We start from the raw sequence: 25,186 nt of genomic DNA on the forward strand, positions 1-25,186 counted from the left end.
ACACCGGCTCTTTGCTGAGGACAACATTATGGATATGGCAGTCGTTGAGCTGTCGCGCCTGCAATTCGCGCTGACAGCGATGTACCACTTCCTGTTCGTGCCGTTGACGCTTGGCCTTTCCTTCATCCTCGTGATCATGGAAAGCGTCTATGTCGTCACAGATCGGCCGATATGGAGGGACATCACCCGTTTCTGGGCCAAGTTATTTGGCATCAACTTCGTCCTTGGTGTCGCCACCGGGCTGACGATGGAATTCGAATTCGGGACCAACTGGTCCTATTACTCGCACTATGTTGGCGACATCTTCGGTGCACCGCTGGCGATCGAAGGGCTGATGGCCTTCTTCCTGGAAGCCACCTTTGTCGGCCTGATGTTCTTCGGCTGGGATCGCCTGTCGAAGCGCCAGCATCTGATGGTGACCTTCCTCACCGCGCTCGGCACCAATTTGTCGGCGCTGTGGATCCTGGTGGCGAACGGCTGGATGCAGCACCCGGCGGGTGCGGTGTTCAACGCGGATACGATGCGCATGGAAGTCGTCGACTTCATGGCGGTGATCTTCAATCCCGTCGCGCAGGCGAAGTTCCTGCACACGGTGAGCGCCGGCTATGTCTGCGCCAGCGTGTTCGTGCTCGGCATCTCGGCCTATTACCTGCTGCGCGGCCGGCATCTGGAACTCGCCAAGCGCAGCTTCGCGGTGGCGGCGGCATTCGGGCTGGCGGCGTCGCTGTCGGTCGTCGTGCTCGGCGACGAGAGCGGCTATGCCCTTACCGACAACCAGAAGATGAAGCTGGCCGCGATCGAGGCCGAATGGCACACCGAGGCGGCGCCTGCGGGCATCACCGTGTTCGGCTTCCCCTCGAACCAGGGTCGCGAGACGCTGTACCAGGTCAAGGTGCCCTATGTGCTGGGCCTGATCGGCACGCGCAGCCTGACCGGCCAGGTGGAAGGCATCTATCCGCTGGTGGGCAAGGCCCGGCTGCGGATCGAGAACGGCCTGATCGCCTATGACGCGCTGCAGACGCTGAAGACCGATCGCAAGAACCTCGCCGCGCGCGGCAAGTTCGAAGCGACCAAGGGCGACCTGGGCTATGCCCTGTTGCTGAAGCGCTGGGTCGCCGATCCGCGCCAGGCGACGCCCGCGCAGATCGACCGGGCTGCCTGGTCGACCGTACCCAACGTGCCGGCCGTGTTCTGGCTGTTCCGCGGCATGGCGGCGCTCGGCTTCTTCTTCATCGCCTTCTTCGCCGCCGCACTCTACTACGCCAACACGCGCCGCTTCCACCGCAAGTGGTTCCTGCGCGCGGCGATGTGGGTGATCCCGCTCCCCTGGCTCGCGATCGAGTTCGGCTGGGTCGTCGCCGAAGTGGGGCGCCAGCCCTGGGCGGTCGACGGCGTGCTGCCGACCTTCCTCGCCACCTCGAGCCTGACCGTGCCGGCGCTGTGGACCACGATCATCGGCTTCACCGCGATCTACGGCCTGATGGCGGTGATCGAGCTGCGGCTGATGCTCGCCAGCATCAAGCACGGGCCCGAGACCTACGAGCCCTGGCAACCCCGCCACGACCCGGTGCCCCCGGCACCCGAGCCGCGGCCGCTCCACGCCGTTCCCGCGGAATGAGCGCGAGCAAGGAGAAAGAACATGTCCATCCCGCTCGATTATGAAATCCTGCGCCTCATCTGGTGGGCGCTGCTGGGGGTGCTGCTGATCGGCTTCGCGCTGACCGACGGCTTCGATCTGGGAACGGCGGCGCTGCTGCCGTTCGTGGCCCGCAACGACGAAGAACGCCGCATGGTGATCAACACCGTCGGCCCGACCTGGGAAGGCAACCAGGTGTGGTTCATCCTGGGCGGCGGCGCCATCTTCGCCGCCTGGCCGTTCGTCTATGCGGTCAGCTTCTCGGGCTTCTACCTCGCGATGTTCCTGGTGCTGGCGGCGCTGATCCTGCGTCCGGTCGGCTTCAAATACCGCTCCAAGCGCCCCGACGCCGCCTGGCGTTCGCGCTGGGACTGGGCGCTGTTCGTCGGCGGCTTCGTGCCCGCCCTCGTCTTCGGCGTCGCGGTGGGCAACGTGCTGCTGGGGGCACCCTTCCGGCTCGATAGCGATCTGCGCTCCTTCTACGAAGGCACGCTGCTCGGCCTGTTCACGCCGTTCAGCCTGGTCGCCGGCCTGCTCTCGGTGGCGATGCTGGTGCTGCACGGCGCCGGCTGGCTGAGCCTGAAGGCCGAGGGCATGGTGGTGGAGCGCGCGCAGCGTTTCGGCACCGTGGCCGCGATCCTCGCGATCGTGCTGTTCGCGGTGGGCGGCGCGTTCGTTGCGTACGGCGACATGGGCTATCGCCTGGTCGGCGCGGTCGATCCGAGCGGTCCGTCCAACCCGCATCTGATCCAGACGGTGAAGGCGCCGGGCGCGTGGCTGGCCAATTACGGCACCTATCCGTGGATGCTGATCGCCCCGGCGCTCGGTTTCCTGGGCCCGGTGCTGGCGCTGATCGGCATCCGTGCCCGCAGCGGCGCGCTGGTGTTCACCGGTTCGTCGCTGGCGAATGTAGGCATCATCGCCACGGCCGGCCTGTCGATGTTCCCGTTCATCCTCCCGAGCTCGATCGACCCGGCCTCCAGCCTCACCGCTTGGAACGCCTCGTCGAGCCACCTTACGCTGTTCATCATGCTGGTTTGCACGCTGGTCTTCCTGCCGATCGTGCTCGCTTACACCGCCTGGGTGTACAAGGTGATGTTCGGCCGCGTCAGCGGGGAAGAGCTGCGGCTCAACCCCGACCTCTACTGAGGAGTAACCCCCATGTGGTATTTCGCCTGGATCCTGGGAACCTGCCTGGCCGTCGCGGTCGCCGTGCTCAACGGCATCTGGCACGAGTTCCACTCCGACCCTTCGTCGGATGTCACGGTTCTCGACTGATCCCATGGCGGAGCGATCGACTAGGCGATCGCTCCGCCGTGCAGGAGGAGAGGGAAGGCGGCGAACCGGAACCGGTTCGCCGCCTTTTTCCGTTCTGGATTACATCGGGTCGCCAGCCGCGCGGCGCTCGAAAATCGCCGCCAGTTCCAAGTGCAGCCGCTTGTGGCGCTCGTTAGGCGCACGGGTCGCACGGTCTCGCTCCTGCTCGGCACGCAGGCGGAAGTGGCTCGTAAGGGGGGCCGTTCGGGGGGAGTTCATCTACCCATCTCAGACAAAAGTGCGACTCGTTCGCAGGGAATTTGGCGGCACACGGACCCGCTCGCCATTCCGTAGAAGTCACGGTCTGTACCGATACGGTACGGCGCGCGCGCCCGCCCCGGCGCCGGATGGGACCGACCGTTCTGGAAAGGGAGTGAACGGGAGGCGCACCGGAACCGTCCTGCGCGGCATCGGGTTGGACAGGCACTTCCCCACGCACAGGAGCGGCCCTTGCAGCGATTCATCGCCGAGCTTCCCGGCTGGATGACCAGCATCTTCGCCATCGTCCTCGCCATCGCAGTGGCCCTGCTCCTCCACAGGCTGGCCTTTTCGCTGGCGCGGCGCGCGGCGGCCCGGACCAGCACCCAGCTCGACGACATCGTGATCCGGCGGCTCTACCGCCCGGCGCGGTGGCTGCTGATGGCGATCGCGCTCTCCTTCGTGCAACCGGGGCTGGACCTGGGCGCAAGCGGGACGCGCGCCTGGGCGCAGGCGGCGGGGTTGCTGGTGCCCGGCCTGATCGGCTGGATGCTGGTGGCGCTGCTCGGCGTGCTGTTCGACTGGGTGCTGCTGCGCGCGGACGTTACGGTGGAGAACAACCTCCGCGCCCGGCGGCGGCGCACCCGCGCCTCCATCCTCCACCGCATCATCGTGTTCGTCGTGCTGGCGATCACCTTCTGCCTGATGCTGATGAGCATCCCCAGCGTGCGCAGCATCGGCGTGACGCTGATCGCCTCGGCCGGCCTCGCCGCGCTGGCGGTGGGCGCCGCCGCGCAGCCCGCGCTCAAGAACCTGATCGGCGGCATCCAGATGGCGTTTTCCGAGCCGATCCGGCTCGACGACGTGGTGATCGTGGAGGGCGAGTGGGGCCGGATCGAGGATATCCGCCTCACTTATGTCGTGGTGCGGCTATGGGACGAGCGGCGGCTGGTGGTGCCCGTCTCCCAGTTCCTCGAAAAGAGCTTCCAGAACTGGACGCGCGAGACCAGCCAACTGCTCGGCAGCGTGTTCTGGTATCTCGATCCCGCCGCCGACATCCCCCGGCTGCGCGCCAAATTGGAGGAACTGGTGAAGGCCAATCCGCGCTGGGACGGCCGCTTTTTCAACCTGCAGGTGACGGACACCAAGCCCGAGGCGATCGAGGTGCGCGGGCTGATGACCGCCAAGGATGCCTCGACCGCCTTCGACCTGCGCTGCGACATCCGCGAGGGGCTGCTCGCCTATATCCGCGAGGAGATGCCCGAGGCGCTGGTCCGCACCCGCGGGCTGATCGAGTTTAGACCAACGCGTGTGGGGAGCGATTCAATATCCTAAGGCCGTCATCCCGGCGAAAGCCGGGATCCAGTCGCCGCTCGGCCGCAGCAAGTGGCTTGACGGAGCCCCCAATGGATCCCGGCTTTCGCCGGGATGACGAAGCTTCGAACGCGATGGTTTCCGTCGAAGAGCCTCGGAATCACGCCTCGACCGGAAGCCGGGTCTCCGTCTCCATCGGCACGCTTCTGAGCTCGTCGGTGAACTTCTTGAGCCACCACATCACGTCCTGTTCGTCGACGCCCTGCTTCAGCGCCTGCCAGCGCTCGATCCGCTCTTCGAGCGACATGTTGAGCGCCTGGCAGATCGCGTCGGAGACTTCCTCGGCGCTATAGGGGTTCACCAGCAGCGCCTGCTCCATCTGGATCGCCGCGCCGGCGAATTTGGAGAGGATCAGCACGCCCGGATCCTTCGGATCCTGCGCCGCGACATATTCCTTCGCCACGAGGTTCATCCCGTCGCGCAAGGGGGTGACCAGGCCGATCTTGGCGGCGCGGTACACGCCGGCCAGCACGTCGCGCGGATAGCCCTGGTTGACGTAGCGCAGCGGCACCCAGTCGAGATCGGCATGCGCGCCGTTGATCTTGCCCGACAGGCCCTCCAGCGTGTTGCGGATGCGCTGATAGGTCTCCACCGTCGCCCGCGACGGCGGGGCGATCTGGAGCAGGAACACTTCCTTGCGCTGCTCGGGGTAGGTGGTGAGGAAGCGTTCATAGCCAAGGAATCGCTCCTCCAGACCCTTCGAATAATCGAGCCGGTCGACACCGACGATCAGCGAACGGCCGACCGAACTGGTGCGCATCTGCTGATACGTCTCGCGCGCGGAATCGCTCTCGGCCAGCGCGGCGAACTCCTTGGCGTCGATGCCGATCGGGCAGGCGACCAGCTTCACGCTCTTCAGGCCGATGCGCAGCACGCCGTCGGGCTGGACCACCGCTTCCATCTCGGCGCGGGCGAAGTCGATGAACGATTCCATCCATTCCTGGGTGTGGAAGCCGATCACGTCATAGGCGAACAGTGTCTCGATCAGTTCGTGCGCCTTGGGCAGGCTGGAAAGTAGCCGGCGCGGCGGCCAGGGGATGTGGAGGAAGAAGCCGATGCGGTTCTTGCATCCCCGCCGGCGCAGCTCCTGGCCGAGCGGGAACATGTGGTAATCCTGCACCCACACCACGTCATCCGGCTCGATCAGGGGCCGCACGGTGTCGGCAAAGCGTTCGTTCACCCGCTGATAGCCGCCCGCGAAACCGCGCTCATATTCGGCCAGGTCGATCCGGTAATGGAACAGCGGCCACAGCGTGCGGTTGGCATAGCCGTTATAATATTCGTCGATGTCCTGCTCTTCGAGGTCGACCGTCGCGGTGGTGACGCCCTCGCTGCGCTGCATGCTGATCTGGCCGGTGAACTGGTCGGTCTGCTCGCCGGACCAGCCGAACCAGATGCCGCCATTTTCGCGCAGCGCGGCGGCGAGCGCGACGGCCAGCCCCCCTTGCGCGCCGGAGTTAGAGCCGTTGGGCGCGGTGACGCGGTTCGAGATGACGATCAGGCGGCTCAACGGATCGAACTCCACGGTTTGCTCAGCAGGACGGCGCAGTTGATCATGCCGACCAGCGAGTAGGTCTGGGGATAATTGCCCCACAATTCCCCGGTCACGGGGTCGATATCCTCGGAGAGCAGGCCGGCGGCGGTGCGCCGGGTGAGCATCTCCTCGAACAAGGCGCGCGCTTCGTCGGTGCGGCCGGTGATGTGCAGTGCCTCGATCAACCAGAACGTACAGAAGTTGAACGCGGTTTCGGGCAGGCCGAAATCATCCTCGGTATCGTAGCGCAGCATCGTCGATCCGCGCCGCAGCCCGGCCTCGACGGCCTTGAGCGTATCGGCAAAACGGGGATCGTCGGGCGCGAGGAAGCGCATCTCCAGCAGCTGGAGCAGGCTTGCGTCGAGATCGTCGCCCGAGAAGGTGGCGGAGAAGCGCTGGGTCTCCTCGCGCCAAGCCTTGTCGAACACGGTCGTGCGGATCGTGTCGGCGCGGGTTTGCCAGAAGGCGCGGCGTTCCTCGAGGCCGAGCGCGTGCGCGGCGTTGGCCAGTCGGTCGCACGCGGCCCAGCACATCGCCACCGAATAGGTGTGGACGCTCTGGCGGGTGCGCAGCTCCCAAAGGCCGGCATCGGGCTGGTCGTGATGCTGCCAGGCGCGTTCGCCGACGCGTTCCAGCGCCTCGAAATCCTCGATGCCGGCGATGCGGTACAGCCGCTGGTCGAAGAACGCCTGGACGTTGGACAGGACGATCTGGCCATAGGCGTCGTGCTGGACCTGTTCGTAGGCCTGGTTGCCGACGCGCACCGGCCCCATGCCGCGATAGCCGGCAAGATCGGGCGCCGCGCGCTCCTCCAGCGTCGCCTCGCCCAGCACGCCGTAGAGCGGCTGGATATGGCCGCCGCGCGGCTCGGCGCGGGCATCGTCGACGATGTTGCGGAGATAGCCGAGATAGGTCTCCAGCACGTCGAGCGCGCCCAGCCGGTTGAGCGCCTGCACCGTGTAATAGGCGTCGCGGATCCAGCAGTAGCGATAGTCCCAGTTGCGCTGCGAGCCGGCATGTTCGGGGATCGAGGTGGTGAGCGCGGCGACGATCGCGCCGGTTTCCTCATGTTGGCACAGCTTGAGCGTGATCGCCGAGCGGATAACCACGTCCTGCCATTCGAGCGGAATGTTCAGGCCGCGCACCCAGTGCTGCCACTCGGCGATGCTGTTGAGCAGCATGTCGTCGACGGTCTCGGCGACGTCGCCGGTGAAGCTCTCGTCGGGGCCGAGGAAGAAGTGGAGCGGCTTCTCGACGCGGAATACGCGTTCCTCGTCCACCATGCCGACCGGCGCGGTGGTGGTGAGCCGCAGCGTCATCGGCTCGACCAAGTAGCGGAGGTGGTTCGAGCCGCCGATGCGGGTCTTGCAGCCCTTGCCCCAGCCGCAGGTCGGGCGCAGCTTCACCCGGATGCGCGGGCTGCCCGCCACCGGCTTGACGATCCGCGCGAACGCGACCGGGCGGTACACCCGGCCGAGCCGCTGGAAGCGCGGGCAGAAATCGGTGACTTCGATCGCGTTGCCGGCGGCATCGGTGTGGCGGCTGACCAGGATGGGGGCGTTGCGGAGATAGTGCTGCTCGACCGAGACGACGCCGTCGAGCGCGATGTCCCAATAGCCGCCCTCGGGCTCCTCGCCGCCGACCAGCGCCGAGAACAGCGGATCGCCGTCGACGCGGGGCACACAGCCCCAGACGAAGCGGCCGGTGCGATCGATCAGCGCGCTGACCTGGCAATTGCCGATCGGCCAGAGGTCGAGATTGGTCATGCGTGGACTCCGGCAGCAGTGGCGAGCCAGGTGAGCACGCCGGTCACGTCGTCGACACGGTAGCGCGCGTCGGTGGGGCGGGGCGGGCCGACCAGCACGCCGGCCCCGCCCAGCAGCGCCACGGCGGAGAAGCCGGGCTCGTCGGTCACGTCGTCGCCGAGGAACACCGGGCGTCCGGCGGCGAAGCGCGGATCGGCCATCAGCGCGCGGATCGCGCTGCCCTTGTCGCCGCCGGGGCTGCGCACCTCGACCATCATCTTGCCGTGCTGCAGGTACAGGCCGTGTTCGGCGGCGAGCCGCTCGCCCAGCGCGATGGCATCGGCCTCGTGCTCGGGGTTCAGCCGGTAATGCACCGCGGCGCCGAGCGGCTTGTCCTCCAGCACCACGCCGGACCGCGCATCGGTGAAGGTGCGCATCGTGGCGAGCGCCTCCTCCAGCCCGGCGGGCCGCTCGGCGCGTTCGCGGCGGCCGTCGGACCAGCGGAACTCCATGCCGTGGCTGCCGACGATCGAGGGCGTGCGATCGCCGAACATCGCCGCCAGGTCTTCGGCCGGACGGCCGCTGACCAGCGCGAGGCGGCCGTCGAGTTTTTCCTCCAGCGCGCGGATCAGGTCGACGAGCCTGTCGTTCACCACCACGCCCTCCGGGCGCTCGGCGAGTTCGACCAGCGTTCCGTCGAAATCGAGGAACAGGCTGGCGGTATCGAGCAGGTCCGCCGGCGGCGGCATCAGCGAAACGGGTTCCCGGTCGGGCATGCAACTCCTCATCGGGGCGCCAGCAGACGGGCGCCCTCCACAGGATCGTTACGCGCGCGGGACCGATCCGTTCCCCGATCCGTCGGATTCATGCTGCACCTGCGTTGTGCCGAAGCGCAGCGACAGGCCGTGATAGAGCCGCTCCTTCGAGACGATCTGCGCGGTGAAATCGGCGATCAACGCGGCGGCGAGCAGCGGCAGCATCAGCCCGCGGCTGGCGGTGGTCTCGGCGATGATGATCACCGCGGTCAGCGGCGCGCGGACCACGCCCGTGAAATAGGCGACCATGCCCAGCAGCACGATCGTCCCGCCCGGCGCGGTGGGGAAGATCGGGCGAACGAGGTCGCCGACACCGGCACCCACCGACAGCGACGGCGCGAAGATGCCGCCGGGGATGCCGGCGACGGCGGTGGCGAGCGTCGTCGCGAACTTGGCGGGGGCATACCACCAGGCGATCTCGCTGCCGGTGATCGCGGCGCGGGCAGCGTCATAGCCGGTGCCCCAGGTGAGCCCCGTCGCCACCCCGAGCGTCGCCACGACCAGCCCGCAGGCGGCGGCGAAGACCAGTTTATGGCGGCGGATCGCGACCAGCGGCGGCCACGCCGATCCGCCGGCCGCGAGCATCAGCCGGGAGAAGATGCCACCGGCGACGCCGCCCACCACGCCCGCCACCGGTGCTGCGAGGATGGCCTGGCCCAGCGGCAGCGTGCTGCGCATCGCGCCGAAATAGACATAGTCCCCGGCAATGCCGAGGCTGGTCATGCCGGCGATCAGCACCGCGGCCATCACCAGCACCGCCATGCGCTGCTCATAGGCGGCGGCGAGTTCCTCGATCGCGAAGGCGACCCCGGCGAGCGGGGTGTTGAACGCCGCCGCCACGCCCGCCGCGCCCCCGGCGATGAACACCGATGCGCGGATCGGCACCCGGGCGAGGCGATGGGCATAGCCCATGATCGACGCGGCGACCTGCACCGTCGGCCCCTCGCGGCCGGTCGAGGCGCCGACCAGCACCGCGCCGATGGTGAGAACCAGCTTCAGCACGACGGTCTTCGCGGCGGTGAGGCTGGTCATTGCATGTTCGGGGTCGCGGGTCGCCGCCATCACCTGCGGGATGCCCGAGCCGGTGGCGTCGGGGGCGAAGCGGCGCGTCGCCCAGGCGAAGAAGGCGAAGCCGGCAGGGGTGAGGAGGAGGGGGAGCCACCACCAGGTCCGCTCCAGCATCGTGAACCGGCGCGCGGCCCAATCGGCCGCTTCTGCAAAGCCGAGGGCGACGAGGCCGATCACGATCGCACCACCGAGAAAGGCGACGCGGCGGCGCCAGGTCTGGGCGGTTGGGCCATGCCGGCGCACGATCGCGCGAACGCGGCGGGTAGTTTGGTGGCGGTCCATGCACTCCCTCAGCCTGGCCCCCGCCGCCGGCGCTGTAGCGGGGAGGGGCGGGAAGCGCCACCCTAGATCCTCCCCGTTCCGGGGAGGATCTAGGCGCCTCAAACGAACGCCGGCATCCCCGGCAGCAGCTTGTCCAGCGTCACCGGATAATCGCGCACGCGCACGCCGCAGGCATTGTGGATGGCATTCGCCACCGCTGCACCCACGCCGCACAGGCCGAGCTCGCCCACGCCCTTCGCCTTCATCGGCGAGGTGGTGGGATCGGTCTCGTCGAGGAAGATCACCTCCTGGTGCGGGATGTCGGCATGCACCGGCACCTCATACCCGGCGAGGTCGTGGTTGACGAAGAAGCCGAAGCGCTTGTCGACCGCGAGCTCCTCCATCAGCGCCGAACCGACGCCCATCGTCATCGCGCCGATCACCTGGCTGCGCGCCGACTTGGGATTGAGGATACGCCCCGCCGCGCACACCGCCAGCATCCGGCGCACGCGGACCTCTGCGGTGGCCGCATCGACCGCGACCTCGACGAAATGCGCGCCGAAGGTGGACTGCTGGAATTTCTTGGCGAGGTCGCCATAATCCATGAAATCCTCGGCAACGATCTCGCCGGACCTGGCCGCATCCGCCAGCGCGGCGGTGCGGTTGCCGGCGCGGACCTTGCCGTCCTCGAACACCGCATCGGCGGAATTGAAGCCGAGTGCCGCCGTCACCTTGTCGCGCAGCGCGGTACACGCCGCATAGACGCCGGCGGTGGAGCTGTTGGCGCCCCATTGCCCGCCCGAGCCTGCCGAGGCCGGGAAGCTCGAATCGCCCAGCCGCACCACCACCGCATTGACGGGCACGCCCATCATCTCCGCCGCAGTCTGCGCGATGATCGTGTAGGTGCCGGTGCCGATGTCGGTCATGTCGGTCTCGACCGTGACCACGCCCTTGCCGTCCAGCCGCACGCGCGCACCCGAGCGTCCGTTGATGTTGTTGCGGAAGGCGGCGGCCATGCCCATGCCGATCATCCAGCGGCCTTCGCGAATGGCGCCCGGCGCCTTGGCGCGCTTCGCCCAGCCGAACTTCTCCGCGCCGATCTGCATGCACTGGATCAGCTGGCGCTGCGAGAAGGGGCGGTTCGCCGCTTCGGGATCGACCTGGGTGTCGTTGAGCGCGCGGAACGCGACCGGGTCCATGCCCAGCTTTTCCGCCATCTCGTCCATCGCGATTTCGAGCGCCATCAGGCCCGGCGCCTCGCCCGGCGCGCGCATCGCATTGCCTTCGGGCAGGTCGAGCACCGCGAGCCGCATCGCGGTCAGGCGGTTCTCGCCGGCATAGAGCAGGCGGGTCTGGCCCACCGCCGTCTCCGGTCCGCCGCCGGGCAGGTCGCCCGACCAGCTTTCATGGCCGATCGCGGTGATCTTGCCATCCTTGGTGGTGCCGATGCGGATGCGCTGGATCGTCGCCGGGCGGTGCGTGGTGTTGTTGGCGATCAGCGGGCGCTGGAGCGCCACCTTCACCGGCCGGCCCGCCGCCCTGGCGCCGAGCGCCGCGAGGATCGCGTCGGTGCGGACGAACAGCTTGCCGCCGAACCCGCCGCCGACGAAGGGCGACATCAGCCGCACCTTCTCCTTCGGCACGCCCAGCGTGCGCGCGACATCGCCCTTGCCCCAGTTGATCATCTGGTTCGAGGTCCACAGCAGCAGCTGGTCGCCGTCCCATTTCGCGGTGGAGGCGTGCGGCTCCATCATCGCGTGCGAATGGTCGGGCGTGGTATAGCGCGCATCGAGCTGCACCGGGGCACTCGCAAAGGCGCCCTCGAAATTGCCGACCTTGCTTTCGGACGGGCCACCAAAGCCCGGCGGGGGCAGGGGGGCGCCCGCCATTTCGGCTTCGAGGTCGAACCGGCCCTTGCCGCGCGCATAGTCGACGCGGATCAGCGACGATGCCGCGCGCGCCTGTTCGAACGTCTCGGCCACCACCAGCGCGATCGCCTGGTGGTAATGCTCGATCTCGGGCCCGCCGAGCAGGTTGGCGGTATTGAAATTGCCCTTGGTCAGCTTGCCGGCATTTTCGGCGGTGACGATCGCGAGCACGCCCGGCGCGGCCTTGGCGGCACTGAGGTCCATGCCCGTGATCCGCCCCTTGGCGATCGCCGAGCCGAGCACATAGCCATAGGCCGCGCCCGGCGCGACATCGTGCCGTTCATAGGCATAAGGCGCGCGGCCGGTGGTCTTGAGCGGACCGTCGATCCGGTCGGTGGGCTTGCCGATCACCTTGAGGCGATCGATCGGGTTGGTCGTGGCGGGGGTATCGAACTTCATGGCTCAGCCCCTTGCTTCGCTCAGCACCGCGGCGAGCGTGCGCTCGGCCAATGGCAGCTTGAAGGCATTGTCGTGCGTCGGCGTGGCGCCGGCGAAGGCGATCCTGGCGGTCGCGGCGGCACCCTTGGGGAGCGCGGCCTCGGCAGCCTCGACCCGCCACGGCTTGTGCGCCATGCCGCCGAATGCGACGCGGCCGGTGCCGTCCTTCTGCACCACCGCCGCCACCGAGACGAGCGCGAAGGCATAGGAGGCGCGGTCGCGCACCTTGTGGTAGAAATGCTTGCCGCCCAGCGGCTTGGGCAGCGTCACCGCAGTGATCAGCTCGCCGGCCTGCAGCGTGTTGTCGAGGTGCGGGGTGTCGCCCGGCAGGCGGTGGAAATCGGCGATGGCGATCTTGCGCGTCGCACCATCCGGCTTCACCGTCTCCACGGTGGCGTCGAGCAGCCGCATCGCGATGGCCATGTCGCCCGGATAGGTGGCGATGCACGCCTGGCTGGTGCCGATCACCGCCAGTTGGCGGCTGAACCCGCCGATCGCCGCGCAGCCGCTGCCGGGCTTGCGCTTGTTGCAGGGCTGGTTGGGGTCGTAGAAATAGGGGCAGCGCGTGCGCTGGAGCAGGTTGCCCGCGGTGGTCGCCTTGTTGCGCAGCTGGCCCGAGGCGCCCGCGACGATCGCCCGCGTCAGCACCCCATAGTCGCGGCGCACGCGCTTGTCGGCGGCGAGATCGGTGTTGCGCACCAGCGCGCCGATGCGCAGGCCGCCGTCGCTCGTCTCCTCGATCCGGTCGAGCGCGAGCTTGTTGACGTCGATCAGATGCGCCGGAGTCTCGATCTCGAGCTTCATCAGGTCGAGCAGGTTGGTGCCGCCGGCGATGAACTTCGCGCCGGGGGTCTTGGCGGCGAGGGCTGCGGCATCGGCCGGGCTGCTCGCACGGGTGTAGTGGAACGCCTTCATGCCTGCCTCCGCCCCGCGGCCTCGCGGATCGCCTCGACGATGTTGGAATAGGCGCCGCAGCGGCAGATGTTGCCGCTCATCCGCTCGCGGATTTCGCTGTCGGTCAGCGCAGGCGCTGCGGCGACGTCGCCGGACACATGGCTGGGGATGCCCGCCTTGATCTCGTCGAGCACCGCCACCGCCGAGCAGATCTGCCCCGGGGTGCAGTAGCCGCACTGATAGCCGTCATGCTTGACGAAGGCGGCCTGCATCGGGTGCAGGTCCTCCGGCGTGCCCAGGCCTTCGATCGTCGTCACGCTGTCGCCATCGTGCATCACCGCCAGGCTGAGGCAGGAATTGATGCGACGGCCGTTGACCATCACCGTGCACGCACCGCACTGGCCGTGGTCGCAGCCCTTCTTGGTGCCGGTCAGGTGAAGATGCTCGCGCAGCGCGTCGAGCAGGGTGGTGCGGGTGTCCACCGTGAGCTCGGCCGGCTTGCCGTTGACCTTCAGCTGGATGGGCAAAGTGGGGGGCGTCTCCATCGGCGCGGCCGGTTCCTTGTTGCTGGCGCTGGCGGGGAGGGCGGTCACGGCGGCGAAGCCTGCGCCGCTCGCCAGCAACCCCCGTCGCGATACGCCGATATCGGCTGGTCTATCCATGTCCTGGGTGTCCCCTGCTTGCCTGTTCCCTCGCCAAATGGCCGTGCGCCGGGCTTGTTCCGGCGTGATCCAGGCGGGGTCGATAGCCTTGTGCATCTACCGGCTTTTCGCCGCAGCCGCAATTGTACCGACAGGTAGCAAACTTGCTTTCCACCATTGCAATTCGGCAACAGTGTCGTGACATTTTGTTTCCGGGCGTGTCTGTCGCGTTGCCATTGCCCGTAGTTCGTGCAGACATGGGCGAATGTGAAGGCGCACGAAAGTTGCGTCGACTACGGAAAATGTTCCGGGAAAAGGGAAAATCCATGACGTCCACGTTCAGAACCTGTCTGCTCGCGTCGACCATGCTGGTCGCCGGCATTGCGGCGCCTGCCTATGCCCAGCAACAAAGCGTCCCCGAGCCCGAAGCCCAGGCCGAAAGCGGCAGCGAAATCGTCGTCACCGGCACCCGCATTTCGCGCCCGGATCTCGAACTGGCCAGCCCGGTCAACGTCATCAGCCAGCAGGAAATCACGTTCCGCCAGCCGGGCACCGCGGATGACCTGCTGCGCAACCTGCCGGCGATCCGCCCGTCGATCGGCGCGGGCGTGAACAACGGCTCCGACGGTTCCTCGACGCTCAACCTGCGCGGCATCGGCGAGCAGCGCACCCTGGTGCTGCTGGATGGCCGCCGCCTCGTGCCCTATGGCCTGGACGGCCTGACCGACACCAACAACATCCCCGTTGCCCTGCTGCAGCGCGTGGAAGTGTTCACCGGCGGCGCCTCCTCCACCTATGGCGCGGACGCCGTGGCCGGCGTCGTCAACTTCATCACCCGTCGCGACTTCTCCGGCATCGACGCGTCGGCGAGCTACCGCGTGTCCGAACGCGGCGACAGCCAGCGCTTCAAGGCCGATCTCGTCGTCGGCGGCAACTTCGCCGATGGCCGCGGCAACGTCGTGCTGGCGGTGGGCTATACCAAGGCCGATCCGCTGCTTCACATCGATCGCAAGATCAGCGAAGTGCCGATCAGCTCCACCACCGGGGCCTTCGCCGGCTCGAGCACCGCGGCCGTGACGATCTTCGGCTCGCCCGGCCTGACCGCGCTCGGCCTCGGCCCCAGCGACTTCGGCGCCGTGGTCAACCCGACGACCGGCCTGCTCCAGTCCGCGACCGCGAACGACACCTACAACACCAACATCGGCACCTATTTCCAGACGCCGCTCGACCGCATCAACGCCTATTCGGCGGGCTATTACAAGATCACCGACGCGATCGAATTCTACGGTTCGGCGATGTTCACGCGGAACCAGATCGCGACCCAGCTCGCATCCTCGGGCACGTTCAACAACACCTATCAGCTGGGCCTGAACAACCCCTATCTGACGACCGGCATCCGCAACCAGCTCTGCACCGCGAGCAGGATCTCGGCGGCGGACTGCGCCACGGCGGCGGCCGTGCAGGGCGGCCCGGGCACGGCCGGCTATCGCGAGATCCCGGTGGTTGCGCAGCGCCGCTTCACCGAGTTCGGCCCGCGCGGCAACCTGTTCGAATCGCAGATGTTCCAGGTGCAGGGCGGCTTCCGCGGTGAAATCACCACGGGCCTGAAGTACGATGTGTCCGCGCAATATGGCGAGACGACCCAGAACCAGACGCGCCAGCGCTGGGGCTCGTTCAGCAAGGTCCAGCAGGCCCTGCGCGCCTATCGCGACGCGAGCGGCACGATCCGCTGCGTCGACAGCGCCAACGGCTGCGTCCCGCTCAACCTGTTCGGTCCAAACGGCTCGATCACGTCGGCGCAGGCGGCGTTCGTCAATCTCGACGCCATCATCAACCGCAAGGTGCGCCAGACCGTCGTCACCGGCAGCGTCTCGGGCGACCTGTTCACCTCGCCGCTGGCTGCCAGCAAGATCGCGTTCGCGGTGGGCGCCGAATATCGCAAGATCACGGCCGCCAGCCAGCCGGACGGCCCCTCGCAGGTGCAGGGCGAAGTGCTCGGCACCGGCGCGCGTACGCCGCCGGACACGGGCCGCTACAGCGTGAAGGAAGTGTTCGGCGAATTGATCGCGCCGCTCGTCGAGAACCAGCCGTTCATCTACAAGCTGACGGCGGAAGCGGGCATCCGCTATTCCGACTACACCACCACCGGCGGCAGCACGACGTGGAAGGCCGGCGGCACCTGGGAGCCGGTGCAGGGCTTCAAGTTCCGCGGCACCTATCAGGTGGCGGTGCGCTCGCCCAACATCCAGGAACTGTTCCAGTCGCCCGTCCAGGGCCTGGGCAACCTGACGCGCGACGTCTGCGCCGGCACCGGCGTGCTGAGCAACGCACCGCTGGCCGCGCTCTGCGTCGCCACCGGCGCGCCGGCCGGCACGATCGGTTCGATCGCCCAGCCGAGCTCGGGCCAGATCAACAACACCACCGCAGGCAACCGCAACCTCGACGTGGAAAAGGCGAAGACCCTCACCCTGGGCGGCGTGTTCACGCCCACCTTCCTGAAGGGCTTCTCCGCGACCGTCGACTATTTCCGCATCGACGTGTCGAACGCGATCACCCAGCCGGCGCAGGCGGACATCCTGAACGGCTGCTATTCGGCGACGCTGAACCCCAGCTTCTCGAACAACGCGTTCTGCGCGCTGATCCAGCGTAACCCGCTGACCGGCACGCTGAACGGCGCCGGCGAAACCCCGGGCGTGATCCTGACCTATTCGAACCTGGGTCGGATCCGCACCGCGGGTATCGATCTCGGCGTCAACCAGCGCGTGCTGCTGAACGACATCGGCATCCAGGACAGCGGCGCGATCTCGGTCGGCTTCAACGGCACCTATCTGGACTATTACCGCTTCCAGGCGAACCCGAACTCGATCGACCGCAACTGCACCGGCCGGTACAGCGCGGGCGGCTGCACCAATCCGCGCGCGAAGCTGCGCTGGAACGGTCGCCTGACCTATGATCGCCCGGACTTCGACGTCTCGCTGCTGTGGACCCACATCAGCCATGTCAGCCTGGAGGATCCGATCGGCAGCATCCTGCCGCGTTTCGCCCGCATTCCCGCCTACAACTATTTCGACCTGTCGTTCGGCGTGCGCCCGACCAAGAACCTCAGCCTGAACTTCACCATGAATAACCTGCTCGACAAGGATCCGCCGCTGGTGGGTTCGGGCGTGGGTGGCACGGCCTACAACAGCGGCAACACCTTCCCGACGATCTACGATCCGATCGGCCGGTCCTACACGCTGGGTGCGCGCCTCACCTTCTGACGCATTCCCTAAAACATAAATGTCTCCCAACACCTGAAGCGGCGGGCCGAAAGGCCCGCCGCTTTTTTGTCGGGGCTCAGTCCTGCTGGTCGGACAGGTCCATGAAGTTGCGGGCGGCTTCGCGATCGGCCTCGTCCTCGAAGGTGACGTCGAGATCGGGCGCGTTGCCGAGCATGAAGAGGAGCGCCCAGAGCGCAAAGCGGCGGGCGCGATCGGTTTCCAGGCCGAGATCGACCTTCATCCGTTCGATTCCCGAGGCGAGCGCGGGCGGGGTGAGGGCGCCGAGGTCGGCGGTGCCGAAATAGCGGACTAGCTGATCGTCGAGTTGCATGACGCCGCGCCTAGGCCGGTCCGCCGCGAGCGGCAAGGATACGGGATATTCCCAGGCGACGCGCGCATCCCTGCGGTCCATGCGGCGGGATCATGTGGACCTATCATCCCGATCTGCTCGCCACGCCCGTGCCGCGTTACACCAGCTATCCCACCGCCGCCGAATTCGGCGAGGGGGTGGGGCCGGCGGACATGGCGGCGGCGCTGGAGCGGGTGGGGCCGGAGACCGAGCTCTCGCTCTATCTCCACATTCCGTTCTGCCGCGAGATCTGCTGGTATTGCGGCTGCAACACCGGGGCGGCCAACCGCACCGCGCGGCTCGACGCCTATCTCCTGCGGCTGTCGGAGGAGATAGAAGCGGTCGCCCGGCGCCTCGGCGGTCGCGGCCGGATCGGGCGGATCGCGTTCGGCGGCGGCAGCCCCAATGCCATCGCGCCGGAGGCCTTCGCTCGTCTCGCAGAGCACGCAAAGGCCGCGTTCGGCGCGGCGGCACCGGTGCTTTCGGTAGAAGTGGATCCGCGCGGTTTCGATGCCGCCTGGGCGGAGGCGATGGCGAAGGCAGGCGTTTCCCGCGCCAGCCTGGGCGTGCAGACCTTCGATGCGGGCCTGCAGGCGGCGATCGGCCGGGTGCAGCCGCGCGAGGACATCGCCGCCACCGTCGACCTGCTGCGCGGCGCCGGTATCGAATCGATCAATTTCGACCTGATGTACGGCCTGCCCGGGCAGACGGACGAGGCGCTTGCCGCATCGATCGGCGAAAGCGTGGCGATGGGTGCCGATCGCCTGGCGGTGTTCGGCTATGCCCATGTGCCGCACCTGATCCCGCGCCAGCGCCGGATCGATGCGACGGCGCTCCCGGATGCCGCCGCGCGCTTCGGCCAGGCTGCGCTGGCGCATGCTGCGCTGCTGGGCGCCGGCTATGATCCGATCGGCTTCGATCATTTCGCCCGGCCCGGCGATGCCATCGCCGTCGCCGCGCGCGAGGGGCGGTTGCGGCGCAACTTCCAGGGGTTCACCGAGGACGAGGCCGAGGTGCTGATCGGCCTGGGGGCGAGTGCGATCAGCCAGTTTCCGGACCTGCTCGTGCAGAACGAGAAGAATGCCGGGCGGTGGCACATGGCGGTTTCCTCCGGCCGGTTGGCGGCTGCGCGCGGGGTGCGGCGCTCCAGCGACGATCAGTGGCGCGCGGCGGCGATCGAGGAACTGCTCTGCCAGGGCCAGGCCGATCTGGCGGGCATCTCCGGCCGCGCGGCGATCGCGCTGCGGCTTGCCCGGTTCGCCGCGCTGGACCTGGTGCGCTGGGAAGGCAGCGTGCTGCTGCTCGCCCCGGAGGCGCTGCCCTATGCGCGGGTGATCGCCAGCGCCGTCGACCAGTATCGCGGCCCCGCGGCAACGCGCTTCAGCAGCGCGGTGTGATCCATCCGATCTCAGGGAAGATACCCAGCCTTCGGTGTATAGCTTCGGTTAATCGAGGGTCTTATAAGGCGCCGGCCCGACACGCGCCGGGGTCTTTGTTTTGCGCGGTTCGAAAGAGCACCGATGTCGCGTCCCGTTTTCTTTGATCCCACCGGCAGCCGCAAGCGCTGGACGATGCGCACGGTAGTGGCGCTGATCGGCGGCGTGCTGATCGCCGCGGTCGTGTTCGCCGCCACCATCGTCAATGTTCCCCCCGCGCAGGACCTGCCGGTCCGCTGGGAGAATGCCAAGCCGGCGGCGCTGCGTTCGCTGAGCGCACGCGGCCAGTCGCGTGCGCAGCGCTGGCTGCCCGGCGGCGCTGCCAAGCGGCCGGGCGCGCCGCTCACCGTGGGTTTCTACGTGCCCTGGGACCAGGCGAGCGCCGACTCGCTTCGCCGCAACATCGGCGATCTCGACTGGGTGGTGCCCGCGCTCGTCTCCGTGACCGGGCCCGGCCATGCGATGCAGGTGCTGGACGATGCGAAGTTCGCGAGCATCGTCGCCGGCGCCCGTCGTCCGCCGCGGGTGCTGCCGATGGTGCAGAACGTGTCCGACGAAGCCTGGGACACCGCCGGCTCCGCCCGCCTGATGGCGAGCCCGGCGGCCCGGGCGAAGCTGGCGCGCGACCTGGCCGCGATGGTCAAGGCGCGCAACCTGTCCGGGCTGGTGATGGATTTCGAGAGCCTGCAGCCGGCGTCGCTGTCCGGCTATGCGCAGCTGCTCGACCAGATCAACAAGGCGATGCCGAAGGACAAGCTGCTCGCGGTCACGGTACCGGCGGGCGATGGCAACTGGGACCTCAAGCGGTTTGCCGCGGTCACCGATCGGGTGATCCTAATGGACTATGACGAGCATTGGCAGGGCGGCACCGCCGGGCCGATCGCGTCGCAGCCCTGGTTCGTCGACGAGCTGCGCCATGCCGTGGCGAAGGTGGGCGCCGACAAGCTGATCGTCGCGCTGGCCAGCTATGCCTATGATTATCACGGCGACGGCACCGACGCGCTGAGCATCGAAGAGGCGTGGTCGGCGGCGCGCGACAGCGATGCCAAGGTCACCTTCGACAAGACCAGCGGCAACAGCGCCTTCGCCTATGACGAGGACGGCAAGCACCACGAAATCTGGATGGTCGACGCCACCGCGACCTGGAACCAGCTGCAGGCAGTGCGCGCCGCCGGCGTGGGCAGCGTCGCGCTGTGGCGGCTCGGCACCGAGGATGCGGGCGTGTGGACCGCGCTGCTCGCCTATCGCCATGGCGGCCGGCCGGACCTGAGCCGCATCGTGCCCGCGACCAATGTCGACGTGGAGGGGCCGGGCGAGATCCTGCGCGTCACCTCGACGCCGACGGTCGGCCAGCGCACGATCAGCTTCGATGCCGCGAACATGATCCGCGACGTGCAATATCCCGTGCTGCCGACGCCCTATGTGGTGATGCGCACCGGCGCCTCGAAGAACGAGATCGCGCTGACCTTCGACGACGGCCCCGATCCCACCTACACCCCGCGCATTCTCGACATCCTCAAGGCCGAGCATGTGCCCGCGACCTTCTTCATCATCGGCGAGAACGGGCTGCAGCACCCGCTGCTGCTGCGCCGGCTGGTGGCCGAGGGGCATGAGCTGGGCAACCATACCTATACCCACCCCAATCTCGCCACCACCTCGGCTGCGAGCACCGCGCTGGAACTCAACGCCACGCAGCGGCTGGTGCAGGCCTATACCGGCCGCGGCATGCGGCTGTTCCGCGCGCCCTATTTCGGAGACGCCGAGCCGACGACGCCGGACGAACTCGATCCGGCGGTCGTGGCGCAGAAGCAGGGCTATACGGTCGTCGGCCTCCACGTCGATCCGGACGACTGGAAGCGGCCCGGCGTCGACGCGATTGTGCAGGGCGTGCTGAACGACGTGGCGGGCGCCGCGCCGGACCATTCGACCAACGTCGTGCTCCTCCACGACGGCGGCGGCAATCGCGAGCAGACCATCGAGGCGCTGCCGATCATCATCCGCGAGCTGCGGGCGCGCGGCTATACCTTCGTGCCGGTCTCCAAGCTGGCGGGGCTTTCCTACGACGCCGTGATGCCGCCGATCCGCGGCAGCGACCTGCTGGCGGTGCGGGCGGACGTCGCGATCTTCGTGGCGCTCGCGGCGGTTGCATCCGGGCTGCGCTGGATGTTCTTTATCGCCATCACGCTCGGCATCGCCCGCGCGCTGATCCTGGCCGGCCTCGCGCTGCGCCAGCGGCTGCGCGAACGCGGGGAGCCGCCGGTGTTCACCCCCAGCGTATCCGTCATCATCCCCGCCTATAACGAGGAGCGGGTGATCGAGTCCTCGGTGCGGCGTGTGCTCGCCAGCGACTATCCGGCGATTGAGCTGATCGTCGCCGACGACGGATCGAAGGACCGCACCAGCGAAATCGTGGCGGCGGCGTTCGGCGACGATCCGCGCGTCACGCTGCTGACCCTGGCCAATGGCGGCAAGGCGGCGGCGCTCAACCGGGCGCTGCAGCAGGCGAAGGGGGATGTGATCATCGCGCTCGACGCCGATACCCAGTTCGAGCCGGAAACGATCGGCCGCCTGGCGCGGTGGTTCGCCGACGACAAGATCGGCGCGGTGGCGGGCAGCGCGCAGGTGGGCAACCGCGTAAACCTCGTCACCCGCTGGCAGGCGGTGGAATATATCACGGCGCAGAATCTCGAGCGGCGCGCGCTGGCCGGGTTCAACGCGATCACCGTGGTGCCCGGCGCGGTCGGTGCGTGGCGGCGCGCTGCGCTCGACGCGGTGGGCGGCTATCCCGAAGATACGCTGGCCGAGGACCAGGACCTCACCATCGCCATCCAGCGCGCCGGCTGGCGCGTCACCTATGATCCCGATGCGGTCGCCTGGACCGAGGCGCCGGAGAGCTTCAGAGCGCTGGCCAAGCAGCGTTATCGCTGGGCATTCGGTACCCTCCAGTGTCTTTGGAAGCATCGCGGCCTGTACCGCGACCGGAACGCGCGCGGCCTCGCCTGGATCGGGCTGCCCCAGGCCTGGGTGTTCCAGATCATCTTCGCCGCGATCTCGCCGCTGATCGACCTGGCGCTCGTCTCCGCGATCTTCGCCACCGGCGTCCGGATCGCGCAGCATGGCTGGGAGCAGACGCGCGCCGATGTCGGCACCATGGCGATCTATTGGGTCGCCTTCACCGCAATCGACGTGGGCTGTGGCTGGGTTGCCTACCGGCTCAACAGCCGGCGCATCCGCTATCCGGCACTGCTGCTGGTGGCGCAGCGATTTGTCTATCGCCAGCTGATGTACTGGGTCGTGCTGCGCGCGATCAGCTCGGCGCTCGGCGGCTGGTTCGTCGGCTGGGGCAAGCTGGAGCGCACCGGTCGAGTCGGCGGGGGGCAGGCCGCCGCGGCAGAGTGAAACCCGTCGCGTACCCATCGTGAACAAGCCTTCGCCGCCCGCTTCGCCTCTGCACAGCGGGCGGCTTTCTTAAGGGGACGATGAAACGCGCATGGATTGTACCAAGCCGGCTGTGATAATTTTGCACCGGCGGCCGAATTTCGGCGTGGAACCCGGCGCAATTTGGCACATTAACCAGCGTCGAATGCAGTGTCGCACCGGTGTTGTCGGCCGATTTACGTGAGTTTTCAGCGAAGATGAAGCGAACATGACGCCGTAGTGTCATGAATGCTGCGCCGGATGTAACAATCCTGCCAAATCGCCTGCCTAGGGCGCCCCCGAACCAAACAGACTCTGCCTCGGGGAAAACAACTCCATGTCCGACCGTTCGACCTTCCGCCTCTCGCTGCTCGCGGGCGCAACCGTGCTGGCGCTGGCAGCCGCGCCGGCCTTTGCCCAGGCCCAGACCGACACGACCGCGGCGACTGCTGCTGCGGAGCCCGAAGGCCTGGCCGATATCGTCGTCACTGCGCAGAAGCGCGAAACCAACCTGCAGCAGACGCCGATCTCGATCAGCGTGCTGAGCGATGCCGCCCTGAAGGACCGGCACGTCCAGAGCCTGTACGACCTTGCCGACGGCGCCGTGCCCAGCCTGCGTGTCGCTACTTTCGAAGCCCGCCAGTCGGCGCTGACCGTCGGCATCCGCGGCATCGTGCCGCTCGACGCCAACCAGCCCGCCCGCGAACAGGGCGTCGGCATCTATGTCGACGGCGTCTATCTCGGCCGCCAGCACGGCCTGAACGCCGCGCTGTTCGATCTCGAGCGTGTCGAAGTGCTGAAGGGCCCGCAGGGCACGCTGTTCGGCCGCAACACCGAAGGCGGCGCGCTCAGCCTCGTCAGCCGCGCACCGAGCGGCGAGTTCGCCGGCCGCGTCAACGCCGGCATCGCCAACTACGGCGGCTACAATGTCGATGCGCATCTCGACCTGCCGGAATACAAGAACTTCGCGCTGAAGCTGGACGGCGTGATCCAGCATCAGGACGCGACCACCAAGAACCCGCTCGCGGGCCAGTCCGGCTGGAATTACTATGACCGCCACGGCTTCCGCGCCGCGGTCCGCTGGAAGCCGATCGATGGCCTCACCAACGATTTCAGCTACGACAATGGCTATGACGCGAACACGCCGTTCTACAGCCAGCTGCTGAACTACAACCCGAACGGCTGCGTCGCCGGCGCCCAGGCCGCCGTGCCCGCCTGCACCCTGCCGGGCACCCAGTACACCGCGCTTACCGGCACGGTGAAGCCGCTGATGCCGGGCGTCGTCGTCAACGGTTCCAGCCGGATGAAGACCGCCGATATCGGCGTGCCGCAGCAGCCGAGCATCGACAAGACCCATGGCTTCACCAACAGCCTGAAGTGGAAGGTGAGCCCGGAAGTCGAGATCCGCTCGATCACCGCATGGCGCGGCGTGACCGCCACCCAGTGGGACAATTCGGGCGGTGCGCACCGCGTGCCGGTTGTTAACACGCCCGCGATCGGCAGCGTGACCACCAGCTGCACCGCGGCCGCGCCCTGCGCCTTCAGCCGCTACAGCCTCGCCGACCTGCGCCAGAACCAGTTCAGCCAGGAACTCCAGGCGGTCGGCACCGTCGGCCAGTTCGATTACGTTGCCGGCCTCTACTATTTCAACGAGCACGTCAGCGACGACGCGGCGACGCCGAACTCGAACGGCATCGTCGCGCTGACCAACACGGCGGGCCAAGTTACCGGCTACAACTATGTGATCCTCGATCCGTGCACCGGCTCGGCCGGCTTCGGTTCGCAGCCGGGCTGCCGCTCGATCGATCGCGCCTCGGAAGTCTGGTCGAAGAGCTACTCCGCCTATGGCCAGGTGACCTGGAACGCGACCGACGTGCTGCACCTCACCGTGGGCGGCCGCTACACCCACGACAAGAAGCGTGGCGTGCTGCACTTCTCGCGCAACGTGAACTACGACGTGAACACCACGGCGGCTGCGAACGCGGGGTACAAGCCGCTCGACAAGAGCTGGGATCGCTTCAATCCGATGGTCACGCTCGCCTATGACGTGAGCGACTCGGTGCACGCTTATGCCAAGTACGCGACCGGCTACCGCGCCGGCGGCGCCAGCTCGCGTACCGCCAACTACCAGGCGTTCAATCCGGAAGACGTGAAGTCCTATGAAATCGGCCTGAAGACCGACTTCTGGGATCACAAGGCTCGCCTGAACCTTGCCGGCTACATCATGGACCGCAAGGACAGCCAGGTCGACATCAGCTCGATCCAGCCGTTCAACGGCAGCAGCTTCAACAACCTCGTCACCATCAATGCTCCGGGCAACACCAAGATCCGCGGCATCGAGGCGGACCTGACGGTGAAGCCGGTGCAGGGTCTGACGCTGAACGCGTCCTATGCCTATACCTATACCCGCATCCCGCCGGTGCTGATCACCGCCACCGCGGGCACCGCGTCGACCAGCGTGTACCAGAACTTCTACATCGTGTTCACGCCGCGCAACGCCGCCAGCGGCTCGATCGATTACGAGCTGCCGCTGAAGGGCGCCGATCTGCGCTTCCACTTCGATGGCAACTATTCGCAGGCCACCCAGGCCTTCGACCAGTTCGCCACGAAGAACGACGCATCGCTGATCTTCAACGGCCGCATCTCGCTCGCCAACATCAATGTCGGCGCGATGCAGAACGTGACGTTCAGCGTGTGGGGCCGCAACCTGTTCAACGAACAGTATATCTTCCGCCGCGATCCGTCGAACAGCCTGCCGGGCTCGCCGACCAGCAGCGTGACGACCGGCAACATCAACAACGTCCTCGGCGACTATGGCAACTTCAACGCGCCGCGTACCTTCGGTGGCGAAGTGGCCGTGAAGTTCTGATCCGCC

At 67.6% G+C, this 25,186-nt stretch carries 16 protein-coding genes; 8 read left to right on the top strand and 8 right to left on the bottom strand.

The window, feature by feature from the left end; translation table 11 throughout:
• Positions 1–28 precede the first annotated feature (28 nt).
• The 4 genes from SPI01S_RS13520 to SPI01S_RS13530 all read left to right on the top strand — a co-directional run bounded on the left by SPI01S_RS13520 (position 29) and on the right by SPI01S_RS13530 (position 4,486).
• Positions 29–1,618: a cytochrome ubiquinol oxidase subunit I gene (locus SPI01S_RS13520; RefSeq protein WP_066723324.1), complete on the top strand. Its 1,590-nt coding sequence runs from the start codon at positions 29–31 to the stop codon at positions 1,616–1,618.
• A 21-nt stretch (positions 1,619–1,639) separates the two neighbouring features.
• Positions 1,640–2,785, top strand: coding sequence for a cytochrome d ubiquinol oxidase subunit II (gene cydB, locus SPI01S_RS13525; RefSeq protein WP_066723326.1), 1,146 nt, complete (start codon positions 1,640–1,642; stop codon positions 2,783–2,785).
• A 12-nt stretch (positions 2,786–2,797) separates the two neighbouring features.
• Complete coding sequence (gene cydX / locus SPI01S_RS21890; protein ID WP_084253463.1) at positions 2,798–2,914, top strand: cytochrome bd-I oxidase subunit CydX; 117 nt, start codon at positions 2,798–2,800, stop codon at positions 2,912–2,914.
• A gap of 489 nt (positions 2,915–3,403) precedes the next feature.
• Positions 3,404–4,486 carry a mechanosensitive ion channel family protein gene (locus SPI01S_RS13530; protein ID WP_245653598.1) on the top strand — a complete coding sequence of 361 codons (1,083 nt, stop codon included), beginning with the start codon at positions 3,404–3,406 and terminating at the stop codon, positions 4,484–4,486.
• A 139-nt stretch (positions 4,487–4,625) separates the two neighbouring features.
• On the opposite strand, the gene SPI01S_RS13535 is transcribed toward SPI01S_RS13530, so the two are convergent.
• The 7 genes from SPI01S_RS13535 to paoA all read right to left on the bottom strand — a co-directional run bounded on the left by SPI01S_RS13535 (position 4,626) and on the right by paoA (position 13,870).
• Entirely contained in the window at positions 4,626–6,035 is a 1,410-nt protein-coding gene (locus SPI01S_RS13535) for an alpha,alpha-trehalose-phosphate synthase (UDP-forming) (RefSeq protein WP_066723665.1), read from the bottom strand.
• Positions 6,032–7,825: a glycoside hydrolase family 15 protein gene (locus SPI01S_RS13540; protein ID WP_066723327.1), complete on the bottom strand. Its 1,794-nt coding sequence runs from the start codon at positions 7,823–7,825 to the stop codon at positions 6,032–6,034. The genes SPI01S_RS13535 and SPI01S_RS13540 overlap by 4 nt, the downstream gene beginning before the upstream one ends.
• Entirely contained in the window at positions 7,822–8,580 is a 759-nt protein-coding gene (gene otsB / locus SPI01S_RS13545; RefSeq protein ID WP_066723330.1) for a trehalose-phosphatase, read from the bottom strand. Before otsB ends, SPI01S_RS13540 begins: the two co-directional genes overlap by 4 nt.
• A gap of 48 nt (positions 8,581–8,628) precedes the next feature.
• Positions 8,629–9,969, bottom strand: coding sequence for a chloride channel protein (locus SPI01S_RS13550; RefSeq protein ID WP_066723333.1), 1,341 nt, complete (start codon positions 9,967–9,969; stop codon positions 8,629–8,631).
• 98 nt (positions 9,970–10,067) lie between these two features.
• On the bottom strand, positions 10,068–12,275 hold the full coding sequence (gene paoC / locus SPI01S_RS13555; protein ID WP_066723337.1) for an aldehyde oxidoreductase molybdenum-binding subunit PaoC: 2,208 nt from the start codon (positions 12,273–12,275) through the stop codon (positions 10,068–10,070).
• A 3-nt stretch (positions 12,276–12,278) separates the two neighbouring features.
• Positions 12,279–13,229, bottom strand: a complete 951-nt coding sequence (locus SPI01S_RS13560) for an FAD binding domain-containing protein (RefSeq protein WP_066723340.1) — start codon at positions 13,227–13,229, stop codon at positions 12,279–12,281.
• The gene (gene paoA, locus SPI01S_RS13565) at positions 13,226–13,870 is read right to left on the bottom strand and encodes an aldehyde dehydrogenase iron-sulfur subunit PaoA (protein WP_066723342.1); all 645 of its coding nucleotides are present in this window, start codon (positions 13,868–13,870) and stop codon (positions 13,226–13,228) included. The genes SPI01S_RS13560 and paoA overlap by 4 nt, the downstream gene beginning before the upstream one ends.
• A gap of 305 nt (positions 13,871–14,175) precedes the next feature.
• On the opposite strand from paoA, the gene SPI01S_RS13570 reads away from it, so the two are divergent.
• Positions 14,176–17,109, top strand: a complete 2,934-nt coding sequence (locus SPI01S_RS13570) for a TonB-dependent receptor domain-containing protein (RefSeq protein ID WP_066723344.1) — start codon at positions 14,176–14,178, stop codon at positions 17,107–17,109.
• A gap of 76 nt (positions 17,110–17,185) precedes the next feature.
• Here SPI01S_RS13570 and SPI01S_RS13575 read toward each other — a convergent pair whose 3' ends face one another.
• A complete protein-coding gene (locus SPI01S_RS13575; RefSeq protein ID WP_066723669.1) occupies positions 17,186–17,440 on the bottom strand; it encodes a hypothetical protein in 255 nt (84 codons plus the stop codon).
• A 92-nt stretch (positions 17,441–17,532) separates the two neighbouring features.
• On the opposite strand from SPI01S_RS13575, the gene hemN reads away from it, so the two are divergent.
• From hemN to SPI01S_RS13590, 3 genes are all read left to right on the top strand, one after another.
• The gene (gene hemN / locus SPI01S_RS13580; protein WP_066723352.1) at positions 17,533–18,855 is read left to right on the top strand and encodes an oxygen-independent coproporphyrinogen III oxidase; all 1,323 of its coding nucleotides are present in this window, start codon (positions 17,533–17,535) and stop codon (positions 18,853–18,855) included.
• 123 nt (positions 18,856–18,978) lie between these two features.
• Positions 18,979–22,293, top strand: coding sequence for a trifunctional glycoside hydrolase family 18/polysaccharide deacetylase/glycosyltransferase family 2 protein (locus SPI01S_RS13585; RefSeq protein WP_066723355.1), 3,315 nt, complete (start codon positions 18,979–18,981; stop codon positions 22,291–22,293).
• A 355-nt stretch (positions 22,294–22,648) separates the two neighbouring features.
• Positions 22,649–25,180, top strand: coding sequence for a TonB-dependent receptor (locus SPI01S_RS13590; protein ID WP_066723358.1), 2,532 nt, complete (start codon positions 22,649–22,651; stop codon positions 25,178–25,180).
• Positions 25,181–25,186: the final 6 nt, after the last annotated feature.

Origin of the sequence: Sphingomonas pituitosa NBRC 102491 (genome assembly GCF_001598435.1) — a bacterium.
Classification (GTDB): Bacteria; Pseudomonadota; Alphaproteobacteria; order Sphingomonadales; family Sphingomonadaceae; genus Sphingomonas; species Sphingomonas pituitosa.